The organism is Viridibacillus arenosi (assembly GCF_001955655.1).
Taxonomy (GTDB): domain Bacteria; phylum Bacillota; class Bacilli; order Bacillales_A; family Planococcaceae; genus Viridibacillus; species Viridibacillus arenosi.
Genome location: NZ_MSPW01000016.1, coordinates 33,780 through 55,126, shown reverse-complemented (window position 1 = coordinate 55,126; position 21,347 = coordinate 33,780). Strand labels below are relative to the sequence as shown.

General features: G+C 34.1%; 19 protein-coding genes and 3 pseudogenes. 4 read left to right on the top strand and 18 right to left on the bottom strand.

The annotated features are described in order from the left end of the window. Positions 1-38: 38 nt before the first annotated feature. Together BK137_RS20185 and BK137_RS20180 are read right to left on the bottom strand one after the other, a co-directional pair. On the bottom strand, positions 39-716 hold the full coding sequence (locus BK137_RS20185; protein ID WP_038182219.1) for a response regulator transcription factor: 678 nt from the start codon (positions 714-716) through the stop codon (positions 39-41). A 747-nt stretch (positions 717-1,463) separates the two neighbouring features. Continuing rightward, entirely contained in the window at positions 1,464-2,087 is a 624-nt protein-coding gene (locus tag BK137_RS20180) for a flavin reductase family protein (protein WP_038182221.1), read from the bottom strand. A 194-nt stretch (positions 2,088-2,281) separates the two neighbouring features. Between BK137_RS20180 and BK137_RS20175 the strand changes: the two genes are divergently transcribed. After that, complete coding sequence (locus BK137_RS20175; RefSeq protein ID WP_038183171.1) at positions 2,282-2,593, top strand: winged helix-turn-helix transcriptional regulator; 312 nt, start codon at positions 2,282-2,284, stop codon at positions 2,591-2,593. Positions 2,594-2,916: 323 nt separating this feature from the next. Here the strand turns inward: BK137_RS20175 and BK137_RS20170 are convergent, their stop codons facing one another. The 3 genes and pseudogenes from BK137_RS20170 to BK137_RS20160 form a co-directional block, all read right to left on the bottom strand. Further along, positions 2,917-3,549 carry a type 1 glutamine amidotransferase family protein gene (locus tag BK137_RS20170; protein WP_038182224.1) on the bottom strand — a complete coding sequence of 211 codons (633 nt, stop codon included), beginning with the start codon at positions 3,547-3,549 and terminating at the stop codon, positions 2,917-2,919. A gap of 74 nt (positions 3,550-3,623) precedes the next feature. Further along, positions 3,624-4,586, bottom strand: a complete 963-nt coding sequence (locus tag BK137_RS20165; RefSeq protein ID WP_038182227.1) for a helix-turn-helix transcriptional regulator — start codon at positions 4,584-4,586, stop codon at positions 3,624-3,626. 63 nt (positions 4,587-4,649) lie between these two features. Continuing rightward, positions 4,650-5,198, bottom strand: a pseudogene (locus BK137_RS20160) (recombinase family protein). 124 nt (positions 5,199-5,322) lie between these two features. Here BK137_RS20160 and BK137_RS23080 point away from each other — a divergent pair. Beyond that, a pseudogene (locus tag BK137_RS23080) lies at positions 5,323-5,505 on the top strand (hypothetical protein); the annotation flags it as partial. A gap of 592 nt (positions 5,506-6,097) precedes the next feature. Here BK137_RS23080 and BK137_RS20155 read toward each other — a convergent pair. The 3 genes from BK137_RS20155 to BK137_RS20145 form a co-directional block, all read right to left on the bottom strand. Further along, a complete protein-coding gene (locus tag BK137_RS20155) occupies positions 6,098-7,240 on the bottom strand; it encodes an agmatine deiminase family protein (RefSeq protein WP_038182233.1) in 1,143 nt (380 codons plus the stop codon). 77 nt (positions 7,241-7,317) lie between these two features. Continuing rightward, entirely contained in the window at positions 7,318-8,145 is an 828-nt protein-coding gene (locus BK137_RS20150; protein ID WP_038182235.1) for a MerR family transcriptional regulator, read from the bottom strand. Between the two features lie 171 nt (positions 8,146-8,316). Beyond that, on the bottom strand, positions 8,317-8,712 hold the full coding sequence (locus BK137_RS20145; protein WP_051448644.1) for a DUF3888 domain-containing protein: 396 nt from the start codon (positions 8,710-8,712) through the stop codon (positions 8,317-8,319). 227 nt (positions 8,713-8,939) lie between these two features. Between BK137_RS20145 and BK137_RS20140 the strand changes: the two genes are divergently transcribed. Then, positions 8,940-9,809 (top strand): polysaccharide deacetylase family protein, encoded by an 870-nt coding sequence (locus tag BK137_RS20140; protein WP_038182238.1) that lies wholly within the window; start codon positions 8,940-8,942, stop codon positions 9,807-9,809. Between the two features lie 469 nt (positions 9,810-10,278). Here the strand turns inward: BK137_RS20140 and BK137_RS20135 are convergent, their stop codons facing one another. The 6 genes and pseudogenes from BK137_RS20135 to pdxR form a co-directional block, all read right to left on the bottom strand. Then, positions 10,279-10,914, bottom strand: a complete 636-nt coding sequence (locus BK137_RS20135) for an HD domain-containing protein (RefSeq protein WP_038182241.1) — start codon at positions 10,912-10,914, stop codon at positions 10,279-10,281. A gap of 208 nt (positions 10,915-11,122) precedes the next feature. Further along, positions 11,123-11,596: pseudogene (locus BK137_RS20130) on the bottom strand (hypothetical protein); the annotation flags it as partial. A gap of 224 nt (positions 11,597-11,820) precedes the next feature. After that, positions 11,821-12,024 carry a hypothetical protein gene (locus BK137_RS20125; protein ID WP_038182244.1) on the bottom strand — a complete coding sequence of 68 codons (204 nt, stop codon included), beginning with the start codon at positions 12,022-12,024 and terminating at the stop codon, positions 11,821-11,823. Positions 12,025-12,359: 335 nt separating this feature from the next. Next, positions 12,360-13,475: an alanine racemase gene (alr, locus tag BK137_RS20120; RefSeq protein WP_038182247.1), complete on the bottom strand. Its 1,116-nt coding sequence runs from the start codon at positions 13,473-13,475 to the stop codon at positions 12,360-12,362. Beyond that, the gene (locus tag BK137_RS20115; protein ID WP_038182249.1) at positions 13,468-14,379 is read right to left on the bottom strand and encodes a D-alanine--D-alanine ligase; all 912 of its coding nucleotides are present in this window, start codon (positions 14,377-14,379) and stop codon (positions 13,468-13,470) included. The genes alr and BK137_RS20115 overlap by 8 nt, the downstream gene beginning before the upstream one ends. Before the next feature lie 4 nt (positions 14,380-14,383). Continuing rightward, positions 14,384-15,832, bottom strand: a complete 1,449-nt coding sequence (gene pdxR, locus BK137_RS20110; RefSeq protein ID WP_038182253.1) for a MocR-like pyridoxine biosynthesis transcription factor PdxR — start codon at positions 15,830-15,832, stop codon at positions 14,384-14,386. A 750-nt stretch (positions 15,833-16,582) separates the two neighbouring features. Between pdxR and BK137_RS20105 the strand changes: the two genes are divergently transcribed. Further along, entirely contained in the window at positions 16,583-17,641 is a 1,059-nt protein-coding gene (locus BK137_RS20105) for a saccharopine dehydrogenase family protein (protein WP_038182256.1), read from the top strand. A 495-nt stretch (positions 17,642-18,136) separates the two neighbouring features. Here the strand turns inward: BK137_RS20105 and BK137_RS20100 are convergent, their stop codons facing one another. The 4 genes from BK137_RS20100 to BK137_RS20090 form a co-directional block, all read right to left on the bottom strand. Next, entirely contained in the window at positions 18,137-19,537 is a 1,401-nt protein-coding gene (locus BK137_RS20100) for a right-handed parallel beta-helix repeat-containing protein (RefSeq protein ID WP_038182260.1), read from the bottom strand. A 431-nt stretch (positions 19,538-19,968) separates the two neighbouring features. Beyond that, positions 19,969-20,121, bottom strand: coding sequence for a hypothetical protein (locus BK137_RS22445; RefSeq protein ID WP_155981172.1), 153 nt, complete (start codon positions 20,119-20,121; stop codon positions 19,969-19,971). Positions 20,122-20,246: 125 nt separating this feature from the next. Then, positions 20,247-20,741 (bottom strand): DinB family protein, encoded by a 495-nt coding sequence (locus tag BK137_RS20095; protein ID WP_038182274.1) that lies wholly within the window; start codon positions 20,739-20,741, stop codon positions 20,247-20,249. 114 nt (positions 20,742-20,855) lie between these two features. After that, positions 20,856-21,299, bottom strand: a complete 444-nt coding sequence (locus BK137_RS20090) for a hypothetical protein (RefSeq protein WP_038182279.1) — start codon at positions 21,297-21,299, stop codon at positions 20,856-20,858. Positions 21,300-21,347: the final 48 nt, after the last annotated feature.

The following is a 21,347-nucleotide window of genomic DNA, read 5'->3' as shown; positions in this document are numbered from 1 at the left end:
GCGTAATAATAAAGTTTAACAATAGGCGTGTCGTGAGATTATTCATGGCGTTCACCTAAGCGATAGCCGATATTACGCAGCGTCTGAATTTCGAGTGGGATAGCGAGACTCTCTAAACGCTTGCGAATTTTCCGAATATGCACATCGACTGTACGCTCCGTTCCTTCGTAATCAAGGCCCCATATTTTTTCGAGTAAATGGTCGCGTGTAAATACTAGCTCGCAATTCGTTGCAAATAAAAATAATAACTCAAATTCCTTTAGTGGCAATACTTCGCTTTGCAGGCCGTCACTTAGTGTGTAGTTTTTCCGATTAAGCGTAAAATCACCGAGCTGAATTTGTTGATGCATCTCAACGTTTGCACGGCGCAGCAATGCTTTGACACGCACCACCATTTCAACGGGATCAAACGGTTTCGTTAAATAATCGTCGGTGCCTGCGTGGAAACCTCGCACTAAATCTTGTTGCTCCGATTTCGCAGTAATCATGAGCATCGGCACGTTGGAAAACGCCCGGATTTCCTTGCTCAAACTATAACCGTCCATGCCGGGCATCATAATATCGGTAATGACACAGTCGACCGGATTACCAAGCATAAATTCGAGGGCCTCTTGCGCAGATTCTTTTTCAATAACTGTAAAGCCTTCATCTTCTAAATATAAGCTAATCAATGCGCGAATTGATTGTTCGTCGTCCACGACAACAATTTTCACCATAACGTTCACCTCTTCATCTCTTCATCTCTTCATCTCTTCATCTCTTCATCTCTTCATCTCTTCATCTCTTCATCTCTTAGTGTAAATTATCATGCGAATGTTAACCAAATGTTACGTCGACAAAACTATAAGGCATTTTCGAGTTTACTGATTGTCGATTGTAAAGATTTTATTGATTCCAATTTATCTATATTTGATACGTTTTCCATTTTAGTACTTTCCTTTTTTCGTTTCTAAATTATTTTACTGATATTTGATAAATGGTTAAGAACCACTCGGAATATCTTAATATAAATAACTAACTCTCTTTGAGAGGGATTCTAAACAAACTGGACCATTGTTGAACATAAATTAAATAACACTCTTCAACTAACCTATATCGCTTCAATAGTATTACTTCAAGAAGTTAGTAAAACTGTTTCCTTCTTCAACTAACGGGGCAGTTTAGTACAAGAAGAGTTAAAAAAATATTAGCAAGGACATTTGGAAACCATTATTCTAAAAGGGATTTAAAAACAAAAGAGGTGAATGAATTAAAGGTCTAAACTTTATTGTCTTTTTACATTTTTTCCGAGTGATCTATAGAAAAGTCTCTAAAAATAATAATAACTATTTAATATATCTCGAAAAAAATAAAGACAGAACCGTTAACTATGGTTCTGTCCAATGTCTAGCTACACACTCTTTTTTACTTAATTCTTAGTAAGCGAAGTGAATTAAGTATAACAATTAATGCTGCACCATGATTTATGTACCTTTCTGCCCATATGAAAATGAAGGCATTAGTCCGGCAAAGTCTCCTGCCAAACTAGCAAGCGGCTTCCATTTATCGATTGCTATTTTATAGTTTCCTGCATAGATTGCTTCATCTATTTGGACACATTCAACTTTTCCAAGCACTAGATAATCTCCACCGACAGGCATAATTTGGTCTAACTTAAGTTCTATTGAGATTGGCGCTTCTAGCACTGCTGGTACATTCAAAAGTTTACCATTCTGAACAGTCACTCCTGCAAGCTCAAACTCATTTTTCTCTGGCTCTACACTAGCCGATGAACGATACATCGCTTCCCCAAGCGGCTCAGGTACCATATTAATTATATATTCTTTCACTTCACGAATGTTCGTTAACGTATCCTTAATGCTTCCCTTTCGTTCATTAACGCCCGGTCCTATTGAGATTAAAAGTATTGGTGGATTTCGAGAAGCCACAGTAAAAAAGCTGAATGGCGCTAAATTTAAAATGCCATCCTTACTTTTTGATGAAACCCATGCAATCGGTCTTGGTATCACAGAGCCAATTAACAATTTATACATCTCATCCTCGCTCAAATCAATTGTATTAAATATGAGTTTCTGTTCTTTAGACATCTATTCATTCTCCTTCAACTATATTTGATTAAGTAATATGTCGAATCTATAATAGAATTATTATAGAATTCTGAATCACTCATGAACCCATCCTAAATTATAAACTCGAATACAAATAAAACTAGTATGCACTTTTTTGTTAGATACTTACTTAAAGGAGAGTGATGTTATTGCCAGAATCAAGTAATAATTTTATGAGGCGCAACAAACAAAGACCATTTGACTTCACATTATCGTTAATCGGTGGCAAGTGGAAAATGAAAATAATGTATGAATTATCTTCCGATACGATTTTACGTTATGGAGAGTTAAAACAGAAAATTCCTGCTATCACTCACAAAATGTTAAGTTCTCAGTTAAGCGAACTAGAGAACTCTGGAATTGTTCACAGAAAAGAATACCCTCAAATTCCTCCAAAAGTGGAATACTCCTTAACGCCAAAAGGAAAGAGTTTAATGCCAATATTAGAGGAAATGTGCAAATGGGGCGTGGCAAATCAAATATGAACTTAAACTTATAAGGAGTAAAAAGTACTGTGTAAATAATTCCTAGTAATAAATCGTAAAGTAATTATTAAACTAGAACATGTTGATTAAAAAAGATATTGTAGCAGAAACCCCTTTAGACAAAACATATCTAAAGGGGCAAAACGATGCAACTTTTTTATAAACAGTACAACTTTGTTACCTATTTTTCCAGATTCCTCTAATGTCTTTCTTAATAGGGGTATCGTCAGGAAAATGCGGATTTACAACGATAAGGAAATTCCAAATTAAAAAGCCCAACTTCTCTACAAATCAAAATAGAGAAATTGAGCTTTTCAGTTACTTCATTTATTTATTGAATTCATTAACTGGAAGAAGTATTCAGGTTTATGAGTCTTATTTAGGTTATACCATGAATGTAATGCATCTGGTGTAAATACATCTATTTTTTTCAGTACCTCCATTGCAAATTCCAAAGGAGCTATTCCTGATGCAGTAACTAAATTCGCATCAGATACCGCAGATCCTAACTCATAGAACTTTTCTCCTTTATAGTTAGGACATACCATTTTAGTATATTCTAAGTTATTACTTGTATGCTTTCTAGTATCTAAGTATCCCATATTCGCGAGGCCCTCAGTTGCACCACAAATTGCAGCAACAATAGTGCCAAGCTTTAAAGCTTGGCCAATTCTTTCCAAGATAGGTTGATGAATTTCTTCACTCCAAGTAGTCCCTCCTGGTAAAATTAAAAGATCTTTACTCTCAAGAGTACATTCATCAAGGGAAATATCTGGTTTTATGCTCAGTCCTCCCATAGTAGTAATCATTTCTTTATTAGCTCCTACTGTAATTACTTTTAAAGGTGCTAAATCTTTTTTGAAATATCTTCCTGAGTTTAGTTCAGCAATTAAATATCCATATTCCCAGTCCGACATTGTATTAAATACATATAGAAAAACTTTTTTTGTTTGCATCCAATAACACTCCAATCACAATTGATATAGCTATTATAATATAACTTCCCTGACAGTTAACGTCAGGGAAGTTATCATACTTGATGAAATTTTATTAATTCCGACAGAACTTCAATAAGTCTTTTCTTAAGACTTATTGGCTCAATAACTTTAATAGATTTATTGTACGGTAAAAGTAAATAAGGTACATATGTATGTATCATATCTTTTTCAAGAAGAAAAACTGCTTGATTTGAAGTCCGTTCTTGTAAATAATGTCCTAAAAACCAATGTTGGCAAATATCAGCCAATACACTTTTATCCCCATCAATAACTAAAGAAATAATCCCTTCCTTATCTTCTATAGTTGGAAGAAGACTTTTTATAAAAAAGTCACGTGCTGAAAAATTTTCTGGCCGGTTAAACTTATTTTCGGTTAGCATTAGACTTTCAATTCGATCTACTCTAAAACTACGGATATCATTCCTAAGATGACAAAATCCAATCACATACCACTTATTATTCCAATAGATAATTCTGTACGGATCGACCAATCTATGATTTAATTGCTTTTCGCCACTTTTATGGTAAAGAATTTTTACTGAGTACCCGTCAGCTACGGCCTGCTCCAACTCCTTCAAAAAAAGTTCCATAGAGAGTGAACTTAATCGACTTATTACTTCAAGACTAGTTAAATGTTGGTTTATCTTTGTTTCCTGCTCTTGATTTGAGTATTTACTTAGTTTTGAAATGGCCCTATTTAGTGCTTCACCTCCATAATATCCGGCTTCTTCTGCAAAAACAGCAGCGTGAAATAGTGAAGTTTGCTCCTCAAAATCAAAAAAAAGAGGAGCCTCAATAAAATTGTTCAATAAAGTGTATCCACCGTTATGTCCTGGTTCTGAAATTATAGGTACGCCACTTGTTGAAATTGTATCAATATAACGATACACAGTCCTTATATTCATCTCTAACTTTTCTGAAATTTGTTTTGCAGTAATTTTTTCACCTGAACGAAGCATCCATAGAATTGCTAACATATTGTCAATTTTAGGCATATAATTCCACCTCTATATGAAATTTATTTTCTATTATATATTTCCGTTTTTTGGTATAACTCATCAACTGTTCCTTTCCGATAGCTTTCTATATAATGAGGCCTTAGACACATTTGTAATTTCACAAATTTGATTTACAGTCATATCTCCCTCTTTATAAAGCTTTACTGCATAATTCATTCCTGCATGATTTTTATGGTACTTCTTTAACAGACCTTTAAACTTTCCTTCTTTCTTAGCCAGTTCAATTCCTTCACGCTGCCGCATACGTATAAGATCACGTTCTAATTGGTTTACACCCGCCATAACCGTAATTAAGAATTGACTGTAGGGATCATCTTCTGATAAATCTAGCCATGTATCTTTTAAGGATTTTAAATTTGCCTTTTTACTCCGTATGTTATCGATTAATTCAAATAAATCTTGTGTACTACGAGTAATCCGAGTTAAGTCCGTAACATAAATGATGTCACCTTCTTGTATATCCTCTAACATTTTTTGAAGTTGCACAAGATCTTTTGTTGCTCCGGAAACTTTTTCTTCAAAAATAATATCCATTCCGATTTCGTTCAGTTACTGAAATTGCCTTGAAGGATTCTGGGAGAAAGTGATCTCATTAGATTCTTTAAGACCACTGAAACTTTCTTAACGTTGTTAAAAACGGGAGAATCGTCAGGAAAATAGACTTAGCGTTGTAAATCCGCATTTTCCTGACGGTACCCCATTAGGTAGTTTTTATGAAATATTTGAGTTTTTGCAGGATGAACTGTATAAACCAGTTATCAAGAATCAACCCAATTTATTAGATACAGATTTAGATTTAATTTCAAACTTTATAGGAGGAATCATTGCCTTAATTCATTATCTATCTTCAGAATCATTAAGATCATTTAGGCTTCCTTTTGAAAAAAACATTTAAACGTTGAGTTCAAAATTTACTTTCCTAATACCGTTAGTTTAAGTGTAAAGGGTCGTAAAAATAGATCGTCGTAATGTGACATCTTGCTTAAATTGCTTGGAACCAAAAGACATCTACTAAGTGCATATCTTAATAATGTTCGTTGTATTTTATTTTTCATCCCTAAATTGTTAATTTAGGGGTTTTTATTTGTATTTTCTTGTTCAACTAACCTGCCCCGTTAGTTTAAGTGTATTTCTTCACAATCTTTATAGTGATATCAATATAAAGATCCCATAAAAAATCATGGCACCTCTAAAAAATCTATAGAGGTGCCATGATTTTAATCAAACTTTTTTACAAAACTACAACCGCTAATATATTAACGAAAATATAAGCTAAGCGACATACTGAAGAAAAAATACCGGTATTCTATACGCCAAGGATTTACCGAGATTTTGTGTATTAGGGATACTACCTGTAAAGCTGTCCCTAGGGGCAAAGTAGAAGCAATTCTTTTTGATCTATTGCTTCGTAAACAATATTGAAAAATGGAATTAATTGTAATGATAGTATTGTTTTCAATTATGTTGATTCGCTGTAAAAAACTCTATCACTTTAAATTGACTGGTTGTTGTTGTGTAACACAGTGAATCATACCACCATCTTTATAAAGTTCCCTTACATCAATACCAACTACCTTACGATTAGGGTATAGTTTTTGGATTGTATCGTTTGCTATTTTGTCATTAGGGTCATTATAATTCGGAACTAATACAACTGTATTCCCAATATAAAAATTCACATATGAACCTTTGTATTCTAAATTCGTTCCATTATCTAAAATTACATTATTTTTACTGATTGGTAAATACACATACTGATAAGGCTTGTCGAAGGCATTCTTTGCATTCATTAATTTTTTAATATCCTTATTGGAAAGACCCCATTCTTCTAAATCATCCTTTTTCATTGTAATGATTGAAGACTTATCATGAAATTTTGCAAAACCATCAATATGAAAATCTGTAATATCTAGGTTTGGCACTCCATCTAACCAAATAAAGTTATTAGCACCAAGATTTTCTTTCATATACTCCTCGATTTCTAATTCTGATAATTTAGGGTTTCGATTTTTATTAGTAACAGCACTACGTGTCGATAAAAAAGTGCCATTACCATCTAGTTCAAATGCTCCACCTTCAAGTACTACACTATTTAGATTAATTCTTTCCATACCTAACTGCTTGCTAAGAACACTTGGTATTAATGCATCTTTTTTGTATCGCGTTTTCTTACCCCATCCATTAAATCCCCAATCCATGAGTTTCAGATTGTTTTCTTTATCGTATACAAAAATTGGCGCTGTATCTCTTGCCCATACATCGTCAGTAGGTACAATATAAAAATCAATTTTGTCCATATTTATGCCCTCATCATACAGAAGATCATTAATATAGTTCTTTTCATATTCATCATATGCGATAATATGAACATTTTCTCCTTCACTAAGGGCAGCTGTCATCTCGATCCAAATTGGTTCAATCTTTTCTTCATAGCCTTTACCATATGTAAAGGAATGGGGCCATTGCAACCACGTACCTTCATGTTTGCTACTTTCATCGGGCATTGTGTATTTACCTACTTGCTGCTTTTCCACGAATTGTCTCCCCTCACCTTTACCTGGATTACACCCCCCCATTATGATTCCAGCCGTTAATAAAGCCCCTACGCAAAGTACAATTATCTTTTTCATATCCAAGATCTCCTTAAGTTGTGATAGCTTTCTCTTGGAAGTAGAATAAGCTTTGACATAGTGTCAAAGTCAAGCAATTATTGCATTTCTTTTTTGATGACGGGAAGGCTAATTTGCGTCACATACTCCTCTACATGACAGTCACACTCTGAACCTTTCAAGTAGGTTTCATAAGGAAGACCATCCATGCAGTAGCCGTTGCTTTCTGTCCATTCTTCAAGTGCCATATGTGCGTATCCGATATAGTCATAACTTCCGATATGCAAGGTAGTAGCAACAATCTTTTGGGGGAGTTTTTTTATTTGCCATTCCCTTGATATTTTTTCGTCATTCCTATGAATGATTGGAATCATTAATTCAATATCGCAGTGGTCAGGGGTAAACTCTTCATCAAAAAAAATGACAGACGGAACACTAAGTAACTGAATATTACTCTCTTTTGCCTTATCGTAAAAGGAATCAATGTACTTGTCCATGTCATCAATATTAATCTGTAATCTTTGACTTACGACTCTAATCTCTTTTCGCATTCCAAGCAATATATCATACGATTTTCTTTCTCCTTGTATTAAATCCTCATTTTTTTCGATCATCTCATGCATTTCTGTAATAATCTGTCTATATCGACTCATCTCTTTTGATATTTCATTTATTTTCGCGTATATCATTTCTATAAACAATGTACTGTCTGACGACTGGAGAATCGTTCTAATTTCAGGCAGGGAAAATCTATATTCTTTCAATTTCTTAATTAGTAATGCCGTTTCTAATTGATTCTTCTCATAAAATCTGTACCCGTTTGTTGTATCTACATGTACTGGTTTCAAAAGTTCTTCCTTGTCATAGTGTCGTAACATGCGAGCACTCATTTTGCATAGTTGTGAAAATCTGCTGATTGTGTACATAGTTCTCCTTTACTTAGTGTGATGTTTTTTTTTGCAAAATCGCAAGTATATCGTCTTGAGCTTATGATATCAATAGCCTTTCGCAAAAAGCAAGGTAAGCTTAGGAAGAGCGTAATCCTTCTTGTACTAAAGCACCTGTTAGTTGAATTGGATACAAAGCTGTATCAAGACTCATTTTTGAATTTTCGCTACTGAAACTCCATCTGTTGTTACATGAAAGGTTATAGTAATAGGACCTTCAGGTGGATTAAATGGACCTGTATACGTATCATATTTTACTTTCACAGTAAAATCATATTGAGAATACCCGCCAGTTTGTCGTTTTACTTCTAATATTTCTGCATTCCAGAGTGCATAACTACGATTTGGATATTCCTTATTAATCACTTTCCTAGCCTCAGGGTCTAATAAAACTAATAATACATCATAAAAATCGGGATGCTCTTCTTCAGAACTTACTTTTTCAACTTCAGCTTTACCTGTATTCGACAACATCACTCCCGAAGTGATAAACGTTAATACCAAAACGAGTGAAATCAAAATAGAGGTAATTTGTTTTTTTTTCATATTTGAATAACCACCTTATTTTATCAGTCAAGGTAGCTTGCCCAGTTCATAAAAATCATGTGTTTGTTCAACTAATCTGCCCCTTTAGTTAAATAAGTTCAACAAAACCGTTAGTTGAACAAAAAATGAAATTTTTATTATGCTAAACAACTATGAGAAATAAAAACATATTCAGGTTAGAATAGCCATCGCTAAAACGGGTATCAATATAAAAAGGAGATGAATGGATGAAAGAACGAATATTCAAGTGGTTGTTGGTTACGGGGTTTTTATTTTGTTTGCATATAACAGATATCATGACTGTTGATGCGAATGAGGGACCCTTGGCAGATGTATCGAGGCAATGGTTGAAAGCGGACATACGAGATAATCCGGAAGAAGATTTACCTGACCTTAAAGGAGGATCTGAAAATTCCGGGCGGGATCCTCTGCAGCCTGTTGACCTAAGAATTTTACAACAACGGTATCCAGAAATATTTTTCTTACAAGGTCCTGCTGATCAAAAACGAGTTGCTTTAACTTTTGATGATGGTCCTGATCCACGTTTTTCAAATGATGTATTAGATGTATTAAAACAGTACAATGTACCAGCAACATTCTTCGTGTTAGGTTCAAAAGCCGTTGCTAACCCTGAAATTGTCAAGCGAATGCAAAACGAGGGTCATGTAATCGGAAACCATACCTACGCCCATCCTAACCTTGTCAAAGAATCCGACCTCGGAACCCTAGAGAGGGAAGTAACTAGAACGGAAGATGCTCTTAACGACATTATTGGTTACCGGACAAAATTATTTAGACCACCATATGGCTTCTTATACAATGAATTAGTCGAGAAGCTTAGGGAAATGAACTATTACGTGATTGCCTGGTCGGTTGATTCGTTGGATTGGCAGGAAGACCCACCGGAAGTTATTGCTTCGAATGTAGTAGACAACATTCATCCAGGCGCGATTATTCTCATGCACGATGGGGCAGAATCGGGTGGAGATCGAACGAATACGATCGAATCACTTCACCAAATTATCCCAAAACTGAAAGAGCAAGGCTATGAATTTGTCACAGTTCCAGAATTGTTGAATATTCCATTTAAGAAATAGAATGTATCTCTTACATTTACCTTTACTATTTTTTCTTGAAGGCTTTTTTGTATTACTATATGGGGTACCACCAACATGTTTACAAAAAGCACATCTATTGCATAAAAAAAGACAAAGAAGACTTATTCCCCGCGCTAAAGGGAATATGTCTTCTTTTTTAAGACACTCAAACTCTCATTAATTAATAACCATATTTTCTTCCCCATATCACTACCCCAATCACTGATTACTGACACTCTATATAGTCGCTATTTTGGGGTTGAGCAAGCCTGGCAGCGTAACTACTTTGCAGTTAGATTATAAAAGTAAATGTATTAAGGAAAAGAGGCAGTACCCAAAATAGGTACTGTCTCTTTTTTAAGTGCTTATTCAAGAAAACTGCCTCTTTAGTTGAATAAGAAAAGAAGAGCCGTTTTAGCAGCTCTACGATCTTAAACTAAAGCACACGCTAGTTGAATAGCTTAAAAGCCTATGAGGGATAAGCTGAGGGATAAGCTTTTGACTTTATAGCATCGGTGTCCAAACCAGATTCTTTAAGTTTTTGGATACCATCCGCTTCTATTAAATCTTTTAGCTCGGTCAATACTGGGTCAAAGTCAGTATGTTTTCCCAACATGTAAGTCATTTCATATTCAATCGGTAACCATGTATCTATATCCGCTTCATTATGTTGAATTTGCGCTTCCAATTTATCTAAGGCATTCGCAACTTTAGCTTCGTAAGTGTTTTTTTGCTCGAATTCCAACCAATAATCATAAAACAACTGACCACTCTCTCCTCCTAACAAATCACGGATTCTTTCAATTGCAGCAATTTCATTCTTTACTTTAATTTCTTTGGCCTCTGAATTATTCATTGTTTCAAAAGCAGGAATATCAGTTGCATATGCTTCTACTAAGTCATGGATAATAATCATTTTGAGAAGTTTTTCACTATCTACTTTTAATGGAAGGGACGATTCTATTGCCATTGCCATTAAGGCAACACGCCATGTATGTTCTGCAACACTTTCTCGACGACCATCTGATAACCAACTATGTCGTAATTCCATTTTTAGTTTTTCTCCCAGTTTAATCAGTTCTAAAACACTTTTTAGATGTTGCATAGTTTAATGCTCCTCTACATTTTTGTATTTTTAAAATAATTCCATTAATGAAGACTGATTTAGTTTAAATCAACCTTCATACAAAGGTCTATTCTTTTTAAAGATTATTCTTCTTTCAAATCCTTCTTCAACTAACCTGCCCCGTTAGTTCAATAAGAAAAAAGCTTTACTCCTTCTTGAAGTAAAGCACCTGTTTATCATCCCTTATTCAATTAGTTTGGACAGCCGTAATTTTGCAAGTTGAAATTGCAAATCTAACTAAATCAGAATTTATTGGTGAAGTACCTAACACTATGCCAAGACCTGTTTGTTCCACATTAAAACCTACTGCAATAGAACCATTACTTGCTAAGAGATTCACTGTAGAACCGATAAGTGCATTCAGTAATTGTCTAATTGGTCGTTCACGACAATCACATTCGCATCCAGAACAAGCAGGTGGCAACAAGTTAATAAGAGGACCTGGTGGTAAAAATCCTACCCCTAATACATCAGAAATATTTACCACAAAGGTACCCTCTACACCTGTAACAGTAACTAAAAAATCATTTACTTCATCAATAGTGTATAAAAAAAAGAGAGGTTGTTGATTTGGCGCGTCTGCAATAGTAGCAAGAATTACAGTTTCCCCAACAAGTTGTTGTAAGACGGACTGAAGTGGAGAAACACAACAGTCACAAAGACTCAAACAAGGTGGGTCGTCAGGAGGACAACAACAACTATTAAGTGCTGTGTACTTAACCGGTGGACAACATTTGTTAGGTTTTATTCTATTAATCTTCTTTTTTTCGGACATAATTCCACCTCCACATTTCTTATATAATATGTTTTTTAAGAAATACGAGATGGGATTACTACCTAAGCAGGTTCTCATTGAACTAACCTGCCCCGTTAGTTGGGTAAAAGTTATTTCTTCTTTCTTGTTTGAATGTATTTTTCCGTCAATAATCCCGAATTAAACACCGATAAAATCATAATGAAGAAAAATATTACCCGAACGGTTGGATCCCTTTTGTCAGCAATAAACTCAATACTAGAAAAATTAACATAAACAAAGCCAATAGCAACAAATATAGACAAGATAAATTGCCCTTTTAAAGACTTAATCATAAAATGCCCCCTATAAATATTATTGAACTGTCCTGCGTTAGTTTAAGAAAAAAGTGCCACCCCCAGACTTGAAGTAAAGAACCCCTTTCCGTTCAATATTTTACATATATTAACTTATTCAACACATTCGCAAAAAAACTCTTCTTCAACTAACCTGCCCCGTTAGTTGAATAATATATAATTTAACATCTCACTTATACTATAATTCCATTTCGTGTATATTCCAGATTATATCTTTAATCAAAAATAAAAGCTGAACTAATATAAAAAATAGTTCAGCATAAAAATAACTTGTTATAATATTTCCTATTAATATGAATGCTGCCTTTAGCTTGTTATTTATAAATTCTAGGAACTCTGTGACCTAAGTTACAAGCAACTTCATTCGATATAGTCTCTAACACATTTGCCACTTCATCTAATGATATAAAGTGATTTCCTTGATCCCCATAAACGACCACCTCATCACCAATATTTACATCCTTAATATCAGTTACATCGATCATACAAAAATCCATACATATTCTACCGAAAACAGGAGCTTTTTGTCCGTGAATAAGAACGTAAGCCATTCCAGATAATCGTCTAGAATATCCATCCCCATACCCAATCGGAATAGTTGCAATAACTGCTTTATCTCTTTTAATCATAGTTGCTCCATATGATACACCAGACCCTTTCTCAAGTGTCTGGATATGGATGACTTTGGTTTTTAACTGCATAGCTTGTCTAAGATTAACTTTTGTGTAATTCACATCTTTAGATGGATAAAGACCATACATTGAAATTCCGATACGAACCATATCGTAGGTCATATTTGGAAATTCGATAGTTGCTGCACTATTCGCAATATGGAGTAAGGGAATAGAAACTTTTCGTTTTTCCAATTCTGCCAATAGACTTTTCCATCGGTTCGTTTGTCTTTCTGCATACGATTTGTTGGCTTCATCTGCGGTAGCAAAATGTGAAAACACTCCTTCTAGATAGATCCCTTCCATTTTTGAAACGGTATCGATAAAATCACTTGCTTCTTCTGCTTGCAGTCCCAATCGTCCTATTCCTGTATCGACCTTGACATGAACCTTTGCCTTTTTTCCTAAGATCTGCCCATACTTTGATAAAGATTCTGCATGTTCTAAATTAAAAATTGATTGTGTTAAATCCCAATGCACAACATGCTTCGCTGCTGAAGGTGGTGTGTAGCCAAGTATCAGTATGGGGGCTTTAATATTTGATTTTCGAAGTTCAATTGCCTCCTCTAAACTTGCAACAGCCAAATAATCTACCCCAGTATCAATAGCTTTTTTGGAAACCTGGGATGCTCCGTGTCCATAGCCATTTGCTTTTACCATTGCCATTATTTTTGTTGAGTTTGGAATTATTTTTCGAAATTCACGAATGTTATGTGAAATATTGCTAAGGCTAATTTCGGCCCATATTGGTCTATACATCATTTTTCCTTACTTTAAGTGAATTTTCTATGATCAAGTCAAGTAGCTGATGATAAGGGATACCTGCTGATTGTGCACTTTTTGGCAACAGACTGTTTTTCGTCATCCCGGGTAATGTATTAACTTCCAACACATAAGGGACCCCGTTTTTAATCATCATGTCTATTCGGGCATAAACGCTACATTTCAATGATTTATAGCAAGAAATTGCTGCAAAAGCGACACGATTGTGTGTATCGGGCGGGAGCTGGACCACCTCTTCAATGGTAGCCACATCATTATATTTCGAGGTATAATCAAAAAACTCACCCTGATGACGAATGGAAATCACCGGTAAAAGCTTTCCATCCAATATCGAACAAGTGATTTCCTCGCCCGTAATAAGCTTTTCGATTATCACTTCGGAATCCCATTTGAATACTTCAGTAATCGCAGATTTTACCGTTTCTTTGTCATAAACAATTTTTACTCCTACACTCGAACCACCTGAATTAGGTTTCACAACTACTGGGTAACCCATCTTGTCTAGTTCATCCATATTAAGTTCTTCCATGTTCATAAGGTGAATCCAATCCGGTGTTTGCACTCCTTCATACCTGATGATTTTTTTCGAGATATTCTTATCCATGCATAAGCTGCTGGACAGGACACTGCTCCCTGTATAGGGAACTCCCATGGTTTCAAGGGTACCTTGAATGGTGCCGTCCTCACCGTACTTCCCATGTAGCGCCAGTAGCGCAACGTCAAGATTCCTCGCATTTTCCACTAAATCTTCTTTTTTCTCTATGTGGATTGGTACAATTTTATATTTATTTTTATCTAAATGAACCATCATTTCTTCACCTGTCATAAGCGAAACTTGCTTCTCGGAAGAAACCCCTCCCATAATGACGCCAACTCTCATTTTTTTAACCTCCAAAATTTTTTTTTAAGGTGTCCCCTATGATTTTAATTCCTTGAATTATCTCTCTTTCGTTTAGCCTAGAAAATCCTAATCGTAATGTATGCTTTCCTCTACTGTCCGTGTAAAAAACATTGCCTGGCGAAAAAACAACTCCCTTTTGGTAACATGTTTCTAAAAGCTTTTGTGAATCAATGTTGTTATCTAGTTCTATAAAAAGGTGGAGCCCACCGTCACCGGTTATTCGTTTACAAGGAATACATTGCTTACAATAATGGACAGCTAGTTCATATTTTTTCTTATAGACTGCTTTCGCTTTCTTTATATACTTCTCAAAGTAGCCATCATTTAAATATTGATATAACACAGCTTGGTCTAAAGTTGAGGTATGAACCGTTCGAGCTCTTTTCATACTTTCCAAGTAATAAATCAACTCTTTGTCTGCTAAAATCCATCCAACCCGCAAGCCAGGAAAAAGAATCTTAGAGAAGCTGCTGATATAAATGACATTATTGCCGAGTCCAGCAAAGGCAGCCAATGGAGCCTGATGTGATCCCGAGTAACGTAATTCTTCATTAAATCCATCTTCAACGATAGGAAGCTGATAGGCCGAAAACAGATCCATAATTTTCTTCCTTTTTTCAGAGGATGTTACGATTCCAGTTGGATTATGATAAGACGGAATGAAATAGGCAAAATCATATTCATTTTTTGATAAGCATTTTTCTAGCATCCTAACATTGACACCGTCATCCTCCATATCAATTCCATCAATTTCAAAGCCATGTAATTGAAAGAGCTTAAGGGCAGAATGATGGGTTGGATTTTCACAAATAAGACGGCCGCTCTTTTTATTTAAAGTGGATAAAAGAATATCCAGACCTTCCGTGAAGCCATTGGTAATTAAAATATCTTTGTTTCTAATGTCTACCCCCTTAATCTCCATGTAGTGAAGCAGGTATTCGATAAGTGGTTTATAGCCCTTTGCATAGCCATAGTTAAGAACAATGTCTCCTTCAATGGACATCCGATTTAAAAAGGCCTTTTTAAAATTTTCTACATCAAATAGCTTTTCATCGGGAGCGATACTAGTAAATGAGATCATTTCCTTATTCCAGCGCACTCCATGCTTCATGAGGTCCAATTTTTCTGCCAAAAAGGTTTGCTCATTGATTTTTTTAGTCCAATTCAACTCGATAGATAGGGATTTGAAGGTCTCTACATGACTTACAAAGTTTCCTTTTCCTTTTACCGCATAGATCAGGCCTTCTTGCTCCAAATCCGCATAAGCCGTTAGAACGGTGTTTCGGCTGATGGATAATAATGAGCTGAGTTCACGGGTGGATGGAAGCTTTTGGTGCTCAAGCAAATGCCCGTTTGTAATCATTCTTTTTAAATATTCCTTAAGCTGAATATATAAAGGACGGCCTTCCGTTAGCTTAAAATCGTTAAACACTGAATTCATCCCCTTGCTTACATTTTTACATTTCTGCACCGATTCCAAAAGGTCCACTCAATATGTATTTTTACGGTCTTGTGGTAGGGTGTGGAACTATAAAGATACCATTTAGAGTCTTTGAATAAATGAAAAATCTCGAAAAATTATAGGAATGAAAGAGGCGATTACTATTTATTCCTAATGTAAAATCGCAACAACTAAATGAGTTGTTCACTGAACTTATTACTCAAGATAATAGGTTTGCCACGTCTAGATTTTTTCTTTTTATTAATCTTTTCTTTTATCTTAATAATAAATAATATTAATTCAAAGAAAAACTAAATATTTTGAAGTCTAATATTCAACTGACAGGTGATTTAGTAGAAGAACTTTGACCTATTCAGACAGCTCTTTTTTTATTGAACTAAATGGACAGTTTAATCCAAGCTCTTTTCTGTTGAACTAATTAAACTAATGAGGTAGGTTTGTAAAAGAATGCAGGTACAAAGATTTTTCTGAAACTGAAAAAATTATAATCCTAGGGGAGAATAAAATGAAAGATATTCATGATGAAAGCACCTGGCCCGTTTGGGCTAATGAGACAATAGAATTGTCGAACCAAATCAGTTACTTACAACTTAAAGTAACGGGGCAATTGTTCAATTAGAGCAATCGCTTCTTGTGCTAACGAAGTAGTCGAGTTGAATTAGATATAAAATAAATTAGATTAAAGTTTGGTAATGTATACAGGGAGAAGGCATTAAAATCATGAAAAAGATTATGGTTGTTGGGGCATCAGGAGTTCTTGGTCAATTAGTTTGTAGCGAATTATTAAGAATATTTGATAATCAATTAAGATTAATAGTGACCGACTATAAAACTGAACGAGGAGAAAAATTAGCGAATTCTATTAAAACCGATGTTCAATTCCAATATTTAGATGCAAATAAAGAAGAAAATGTAAAGCAGGTAATAAAAAATATTGATATTGTAGTTGTAGTATTGAAACAGAAAAATCCATATATTCAAAAAGCATGTATAGAAAATAAAATATTATGTCTAGATGTTACACCATATTATGACTTTGTAGAGAAAGTTAACGAGCAAAATGAAGATGCAGAAAATAATGATATAGGTTCAGTTGTAATGTCTGGATTTTTCCCTGGATTATCAGGATTAATGGTAAAAAAGGCTATTTCAAATTTTTCAGAAGTAACAGAGATAAATGTTGGATTATTACAAAATACAAATGCTAAAGCTGGAATATCTGGAATTTTGGATATGTTAAATATAATTGCTCAACCAGTAAAGTTTGAAAACAAAGTTATATCTGGATTTACTAATAAAAGAAAAATGGATTTCCTTCATCACCTTAAAGAAAAAGAGGTAAGATGTATAGACCATTCAGAAAAAGCTATTTTAAAAGAAACGTTGGATATTAACTATATAAATTATTGGACTTCTTGGAATGTTAATGGTTTCAATAAGCTGGTATCTTTTTTAAGACAGGTTGGCTTCATAAAAAATGTTCATAAGTACAAGGATTTTCTTTCTAAGGTAGTAAAACATAAACCTCATAAAAATGAAAATGCTTTTCTTACTGTTGAGGTAAAGGGAGTAATCGATAACAAAGAAAAGGTAAAAATATTAGCCCTATCCACCTTTTCTGATTATCATACAACAGCAATGGCAACTGCTTCTTTAGCAAAAATAGCTCAACAGAAAAATGTGAAAGGTGTAGTTTATCCTTTTGAAATAACTGACATAGATGAATTGCTATCCGAAATAAACTGCCCCAACATTGTAATCGAGGAATTTGAAAAATAAAAAATAGTTATTAAGCTAACGGGGGCTTTAGTTTAATTAAAAGGAAAGATCGTTACATATTGGTCATATAAGATATGTAACGCCCTTTTATTAACTCCTTTTATAATGCTCAAGGCGATTTATTAAAAATTTAGTAGCCTATCGTGTAATGCAGAATAAATCTGCTTACACATATGAACTAGACTTTTAAACTTCTGGATAGGATTTTTACATTCTCGTAGATAGATTAAACCATGAGTTACTTCAAAAAGAAAACTGTAAATGCAAAAACTTCTTAATAAAAAAAAGCAATCCACTCGAATTAGTTGAGAGGAACGCTTTTTCTTTACTATTTTTCTTTCACTACATATGTACTGCTACTTAAACTTTAATGTGGAGTCTAAGAATTTTTTAATTTTATCTACCTCTTAGTCGCCTTTACAGTTATTTTAGAACCCGTAGAGGTAATAAAGTGGCTCTGCTTTTTTCAGTACCATGTTCTGAGATAATTGTTTTTTACTCTAAAATAATATTCTTTGCTGGTGAATCTTTTTTTAGTCTAAAATCATACTTGTTTTCATTTTCATATTTTGGATTTAAATAACTGGACCTCTCATCACTACTTGAAGTAATTTTAAATTCTGGAAAAGAAGTATACTCTTTCTCTTTCCATACCCAAATACCAGTTTTTCCTTTTTCCTTATGGAATACATTATTTTGCAGTTTATTTGCTTGATTGGTTGTGAAATAATTAGCAATAAACAAGCGAGATGGTCCAGCTGTTAAAATGTTTTTTTCGATCACATTGTTTTTTGTATCATGCTGTAATAAAAGCTGTCCCCCATCTAGTCCCTTCGTGTCATTTCGATAAATAATATTTTCCGAGATTGTTGAATTTATCGTACCTCCACGATTTTTATCATACCCACCAATCGATATCCCAGTGTAATAGTTGTTATAAATAGTATTGTTTTTAATATTAATATGACTAGCATATTTTTTCGCATGCTCAGACGTTGCTTCAATTCCGATATCGCATTTATAAATGGTATTCATTTCAATAGTTATATTCCTCCCCCCATCTACGTATATTCCACCAGCAGCATAATCTTCCCCATAAGCCGGGTTTCCGTACGAGGATATTTCATAAACTTTATTATTTTTTACTACCCCATTTCTGACATAGTCAGCTTTTTTATCATTAGAGGTACCCTCATAACCAATCAGATCAATACCGATATTATCACTTCGGCGAACTAGATTATTTTCCACCTTAAAGCCGTCAATATTGCCATTAAGTACAAGAGATTCACTTGAACCAAGTTTTAAATCCTCTACTATATTATTAAAAATATTTATCTCTTTCATTGGGCCAGTTCCGTATATGGCAATTCCATGTCCATTTCCGTCATCTGCATGTGTTTCAATTCGCCGCACATGGTTATTCTCTAATGTAATATGACTGCTAGATCCTGTTACATAAATCCCCATTACCGTTTCATCTGTTAAATTAGTCGATAGATCCTGTATAGTTAATCCGCTAATCGTAAGATAACTTTTATTATTTATTGTAACTAAGGATGTATTTCCTTCAACATCTTTTACATCCTTTCCACTAAGAACAACTTTATCGTTTTTGTAAGCTTTAAAAATAATTGGTTTTGATTTTGTTCCACTATGTTTAATGACAAGTCTTTCATTATAGGTTCCTTTACGTATGTAGACGGTAGTTCCGGCAACAGCTTCTGAAGCAGCTTTTTTTAGTGTTCGAAAGGGCTTTAATTTTGTCCCATTATTTTGATCATTTCCATTTACAGCTACGTATATTGAATTATCCTGTTCTGCTTTGGTATTATTTATAACTAAAACAATCGTGATAGCAGCTGCGGCCAAAAGGATAATAATAATTTTTTTCATTTAATCATTCCTTCTTAAAATAAATTATCTGCATAATAAGTCATAAAGGATAAAAGGATTGCCTTGGTTGCGTAAACACTTTTAACTTTCAATGTATCAAAACTTCAGCTAATCCGTCTACATGATCAGCGTCCGGATGAGTTAAAACAACAGCATTTAATATTTTTACTTTCTGTTCTTTAAATATGCTACTACTTCATTTTCCTGGCCATTATTTCCTCCGTCAATTAATACATTCTCATTACCAGTTTGAAATTAGATGGAATCTACTTGCCAACATCAATAAAATGAACTTCTTTGCTGGCTGCTTCAGACGTTGGAACACAATTAAGACTAACAAAACTATGAAAGATATTAATTCCATCAATTTATTATAACCTTTCATTTCACTTAACTAGAACATTAGTGACAATTCCCGCTACCAAAACCGTTTAATTTACAATTTCAACACTATTATCACTATTTTCAACGCCTATTTTAACTTCCCTCGTAACTGTTTCAGTGGTCAGTTTACTTGTTAAATATAAAGCTGAAAATAATATCAAAGCAAATATACTTAATAATAGGATTCTTTTTTTGTTCACTTCATCCCTCCTTATTTGAATGTTAAATACTCCATTTACTTATATTCTACAAAACAGACCTATCCACTTATGTGAATAGGCCCTTGATTTTCTTATTGTTGTAGTAAGTTCAAAATTAACTTGATTTATAGTTTTTCTTTTAATTCCTCTATTTGTTCAATATGTCTTTTTTCGTGGTATCCGATAAATGGAACCCACTGATCTAGACTCATTAATCCGAATATTGGCTGTGGATAGGCTTTCTCTTTCAGTTGATGCTTGTTGCTATTTGAGACAACCTGAATAAGAACATGACGTGATTCTTTCAGTTTTTCTTTCATCTCTTCAAGTGTGATAAATCTTGCATCTGGATTTGCAAATGAAGGTGCTTTTATCTTTGTAGAACGGTTTACTGTTAACTCAATTGGCTTGGTATTAACAGTCTGCTTTTCACCCTTTTTCAAAGTATATTGAATTGCTTTTGCTACTCCAGATTCAATTATATGCAGATGATGAAGTACTTGCATAATCGTCCAACGACCTTCTTCAACTTCCTTATTTAATTGCTCGTCCGATAGATTTCTTACACTATTCAATAAATCATCTCTTATGCTTTTGTTAAATTCTAAATACTGTTCCATCTTATATCCCTCCAATACATCTTCATAGAATCGAAGAATTTTTAAAAAGCTATTTTACAATACGAAAAGTATCAGCTAATAGATGACAAAAATAAATCTTGATTAGATCTTTTGTTAATTCTTTTCTCCATAAATCAGTTGTCCACCCATCAAATTACTTCTATCTCTCCACTTTACATATTTTGCAGAAATCCAAGTTATACCTTCCTCTAAACTAACATTCGTAGGATTAAAACCTTCACAATTAGCCCAATAGAAAATACCATTTTGTTTTATAAACGTAGCGTCAAGAATTTCTGCAGTATAATCCGCTGGAAGAGGGCTTATGCAAAAGTGTTTAATCTCTTCAAACACTATTTCAATAGCAGAAATTGGTCCAGCTTGTCTTTGAAATAAAAGACTTGCAGATGTAGTAGGGTCAATTGCCATTCCGTAATTTTCCCCAACAAAACTTTTAGTTTGAACATGAGCTTCTTTCAAACAACTATCATGAAAATAGCCAAATTTATTCATGAAGGTCCTAATGTCTTCATCTGTATTCAACGTTTGCCAATCCATATCTCCACTCCTGTCTATGATGAAAAAACAATACGAATCAATGCAAGC

Coding starts and splice junctions, on each gene's coding strand:
- BK137_RS20185 (WP_038182219.1), bottom strand. CDS start 716: ATGGTGAAAATTGTTGTCGTGGACGACGAACAATCAATTCGCGCATTG.
- BK137_RS20180 (WP_038182221.1), bottom strand. CDS start 2,087: ATGTCTAAAGAACAGAAACTCATATTTAATACAATTGATTTGAGCGAG.
- BK137_RS20175 (WP_038183171.1), top strand. CDS start 2,282: ATGAGGCGCAACAAACAAAGACCATTTGACTTCACATTATCGTTAATC.
- BK137_RS20170 (WP_038182224.1), bottom strand. CDS start 3,549: ATGCAAACAAAAAAAGTTTTTCTATATGTATTTAATACAATGTCGGAC.
- BK137_RS20165 (WP_038182227.1), bottom strand. CDS start 4,586: ATGCCTAAAATTGACAATATGTTAGCAATTCTATGGATGCTTCGTTCA.
- BK137_RS20155 (WP_038182233.1), bottom strand. CDS start 7,240: ATGAAAAAGATAATTGTACTTTGCGTAGGGGCTTTATTAACGGCTGGA.
- BK137_RS20150 (WP_038182235.1), bottom strand. CDS start 8,145: ATGTACACAATCAGCAGATTTTCACAACTATGCAAAATGAGTGCTCGC.
- BK137_RS20145 (WP_051448644.1), bottom strand. CDS start 8,712: ATGAAAAAAAAACAAATTACCTCTATTTTGATTTCACTCGTTTTGGTA.
- BK137_RS20140 (WP_038182238.1), top strand. CDS start 8,940: ATGAAAGAACGAATATTCAAGTGGTTGTTGGTTACGGGGTTTTTATTT.
- BK137_RS20135 (WP_038182241.1), bottom strand. CDS start 10,914: ATGCAACATCTAAAAAGTGTTTTAGAACTGATTAAACTGGGAGAAAAA.
- BK137_RS20125 (WP_038182244.1), bottom strand. CDS start 12,024: ATGATTAAGTCTTTAAAAGGGCAATTTATCTTGTCTATATTTGTTGCT.
- alr (WP_038182247.1), bottom strand. CDS start 13,475: ATGTATAGACCAATATGGGCCGAAATTAGCCTTAGCAATATTTCACAT.
- BK137_RS20115 (WP_038182249.1), bottom strand. CDS start 14,379: ATGAGAGTTGGCGTCATTATGGGAGGGGTTTCTTCCGAGAAGCAAGTT.
- BK137_RS20105 (WP_038182256.1), top strand. CDS start 16,583: ATGAAAAAGATTATGGTTGTTGGGGCATCAGGAGTTCTTGGTCAATTA.
- BK137_RS20100 (WP_038182260.1), bottom strand. CDS start 19,537: ATGAAAAAAATTATTATTATCCTTTTGGCCGCAGCTGCTATCACGATT.
- BK137_RS20095 (WP_038182274.1), bottom strand. CDS start 20,741: ATGGAACAGTATTTAGAATTTAACAAAAGCATAAGAGATGATTTATTG.
- BK137_RS20090 (WP_038182279.1), bottom strand. CDS start 21,299: ATGGATTGGCAAACGTTGAATACAGATGAAGACATTAGGACCTTCATG.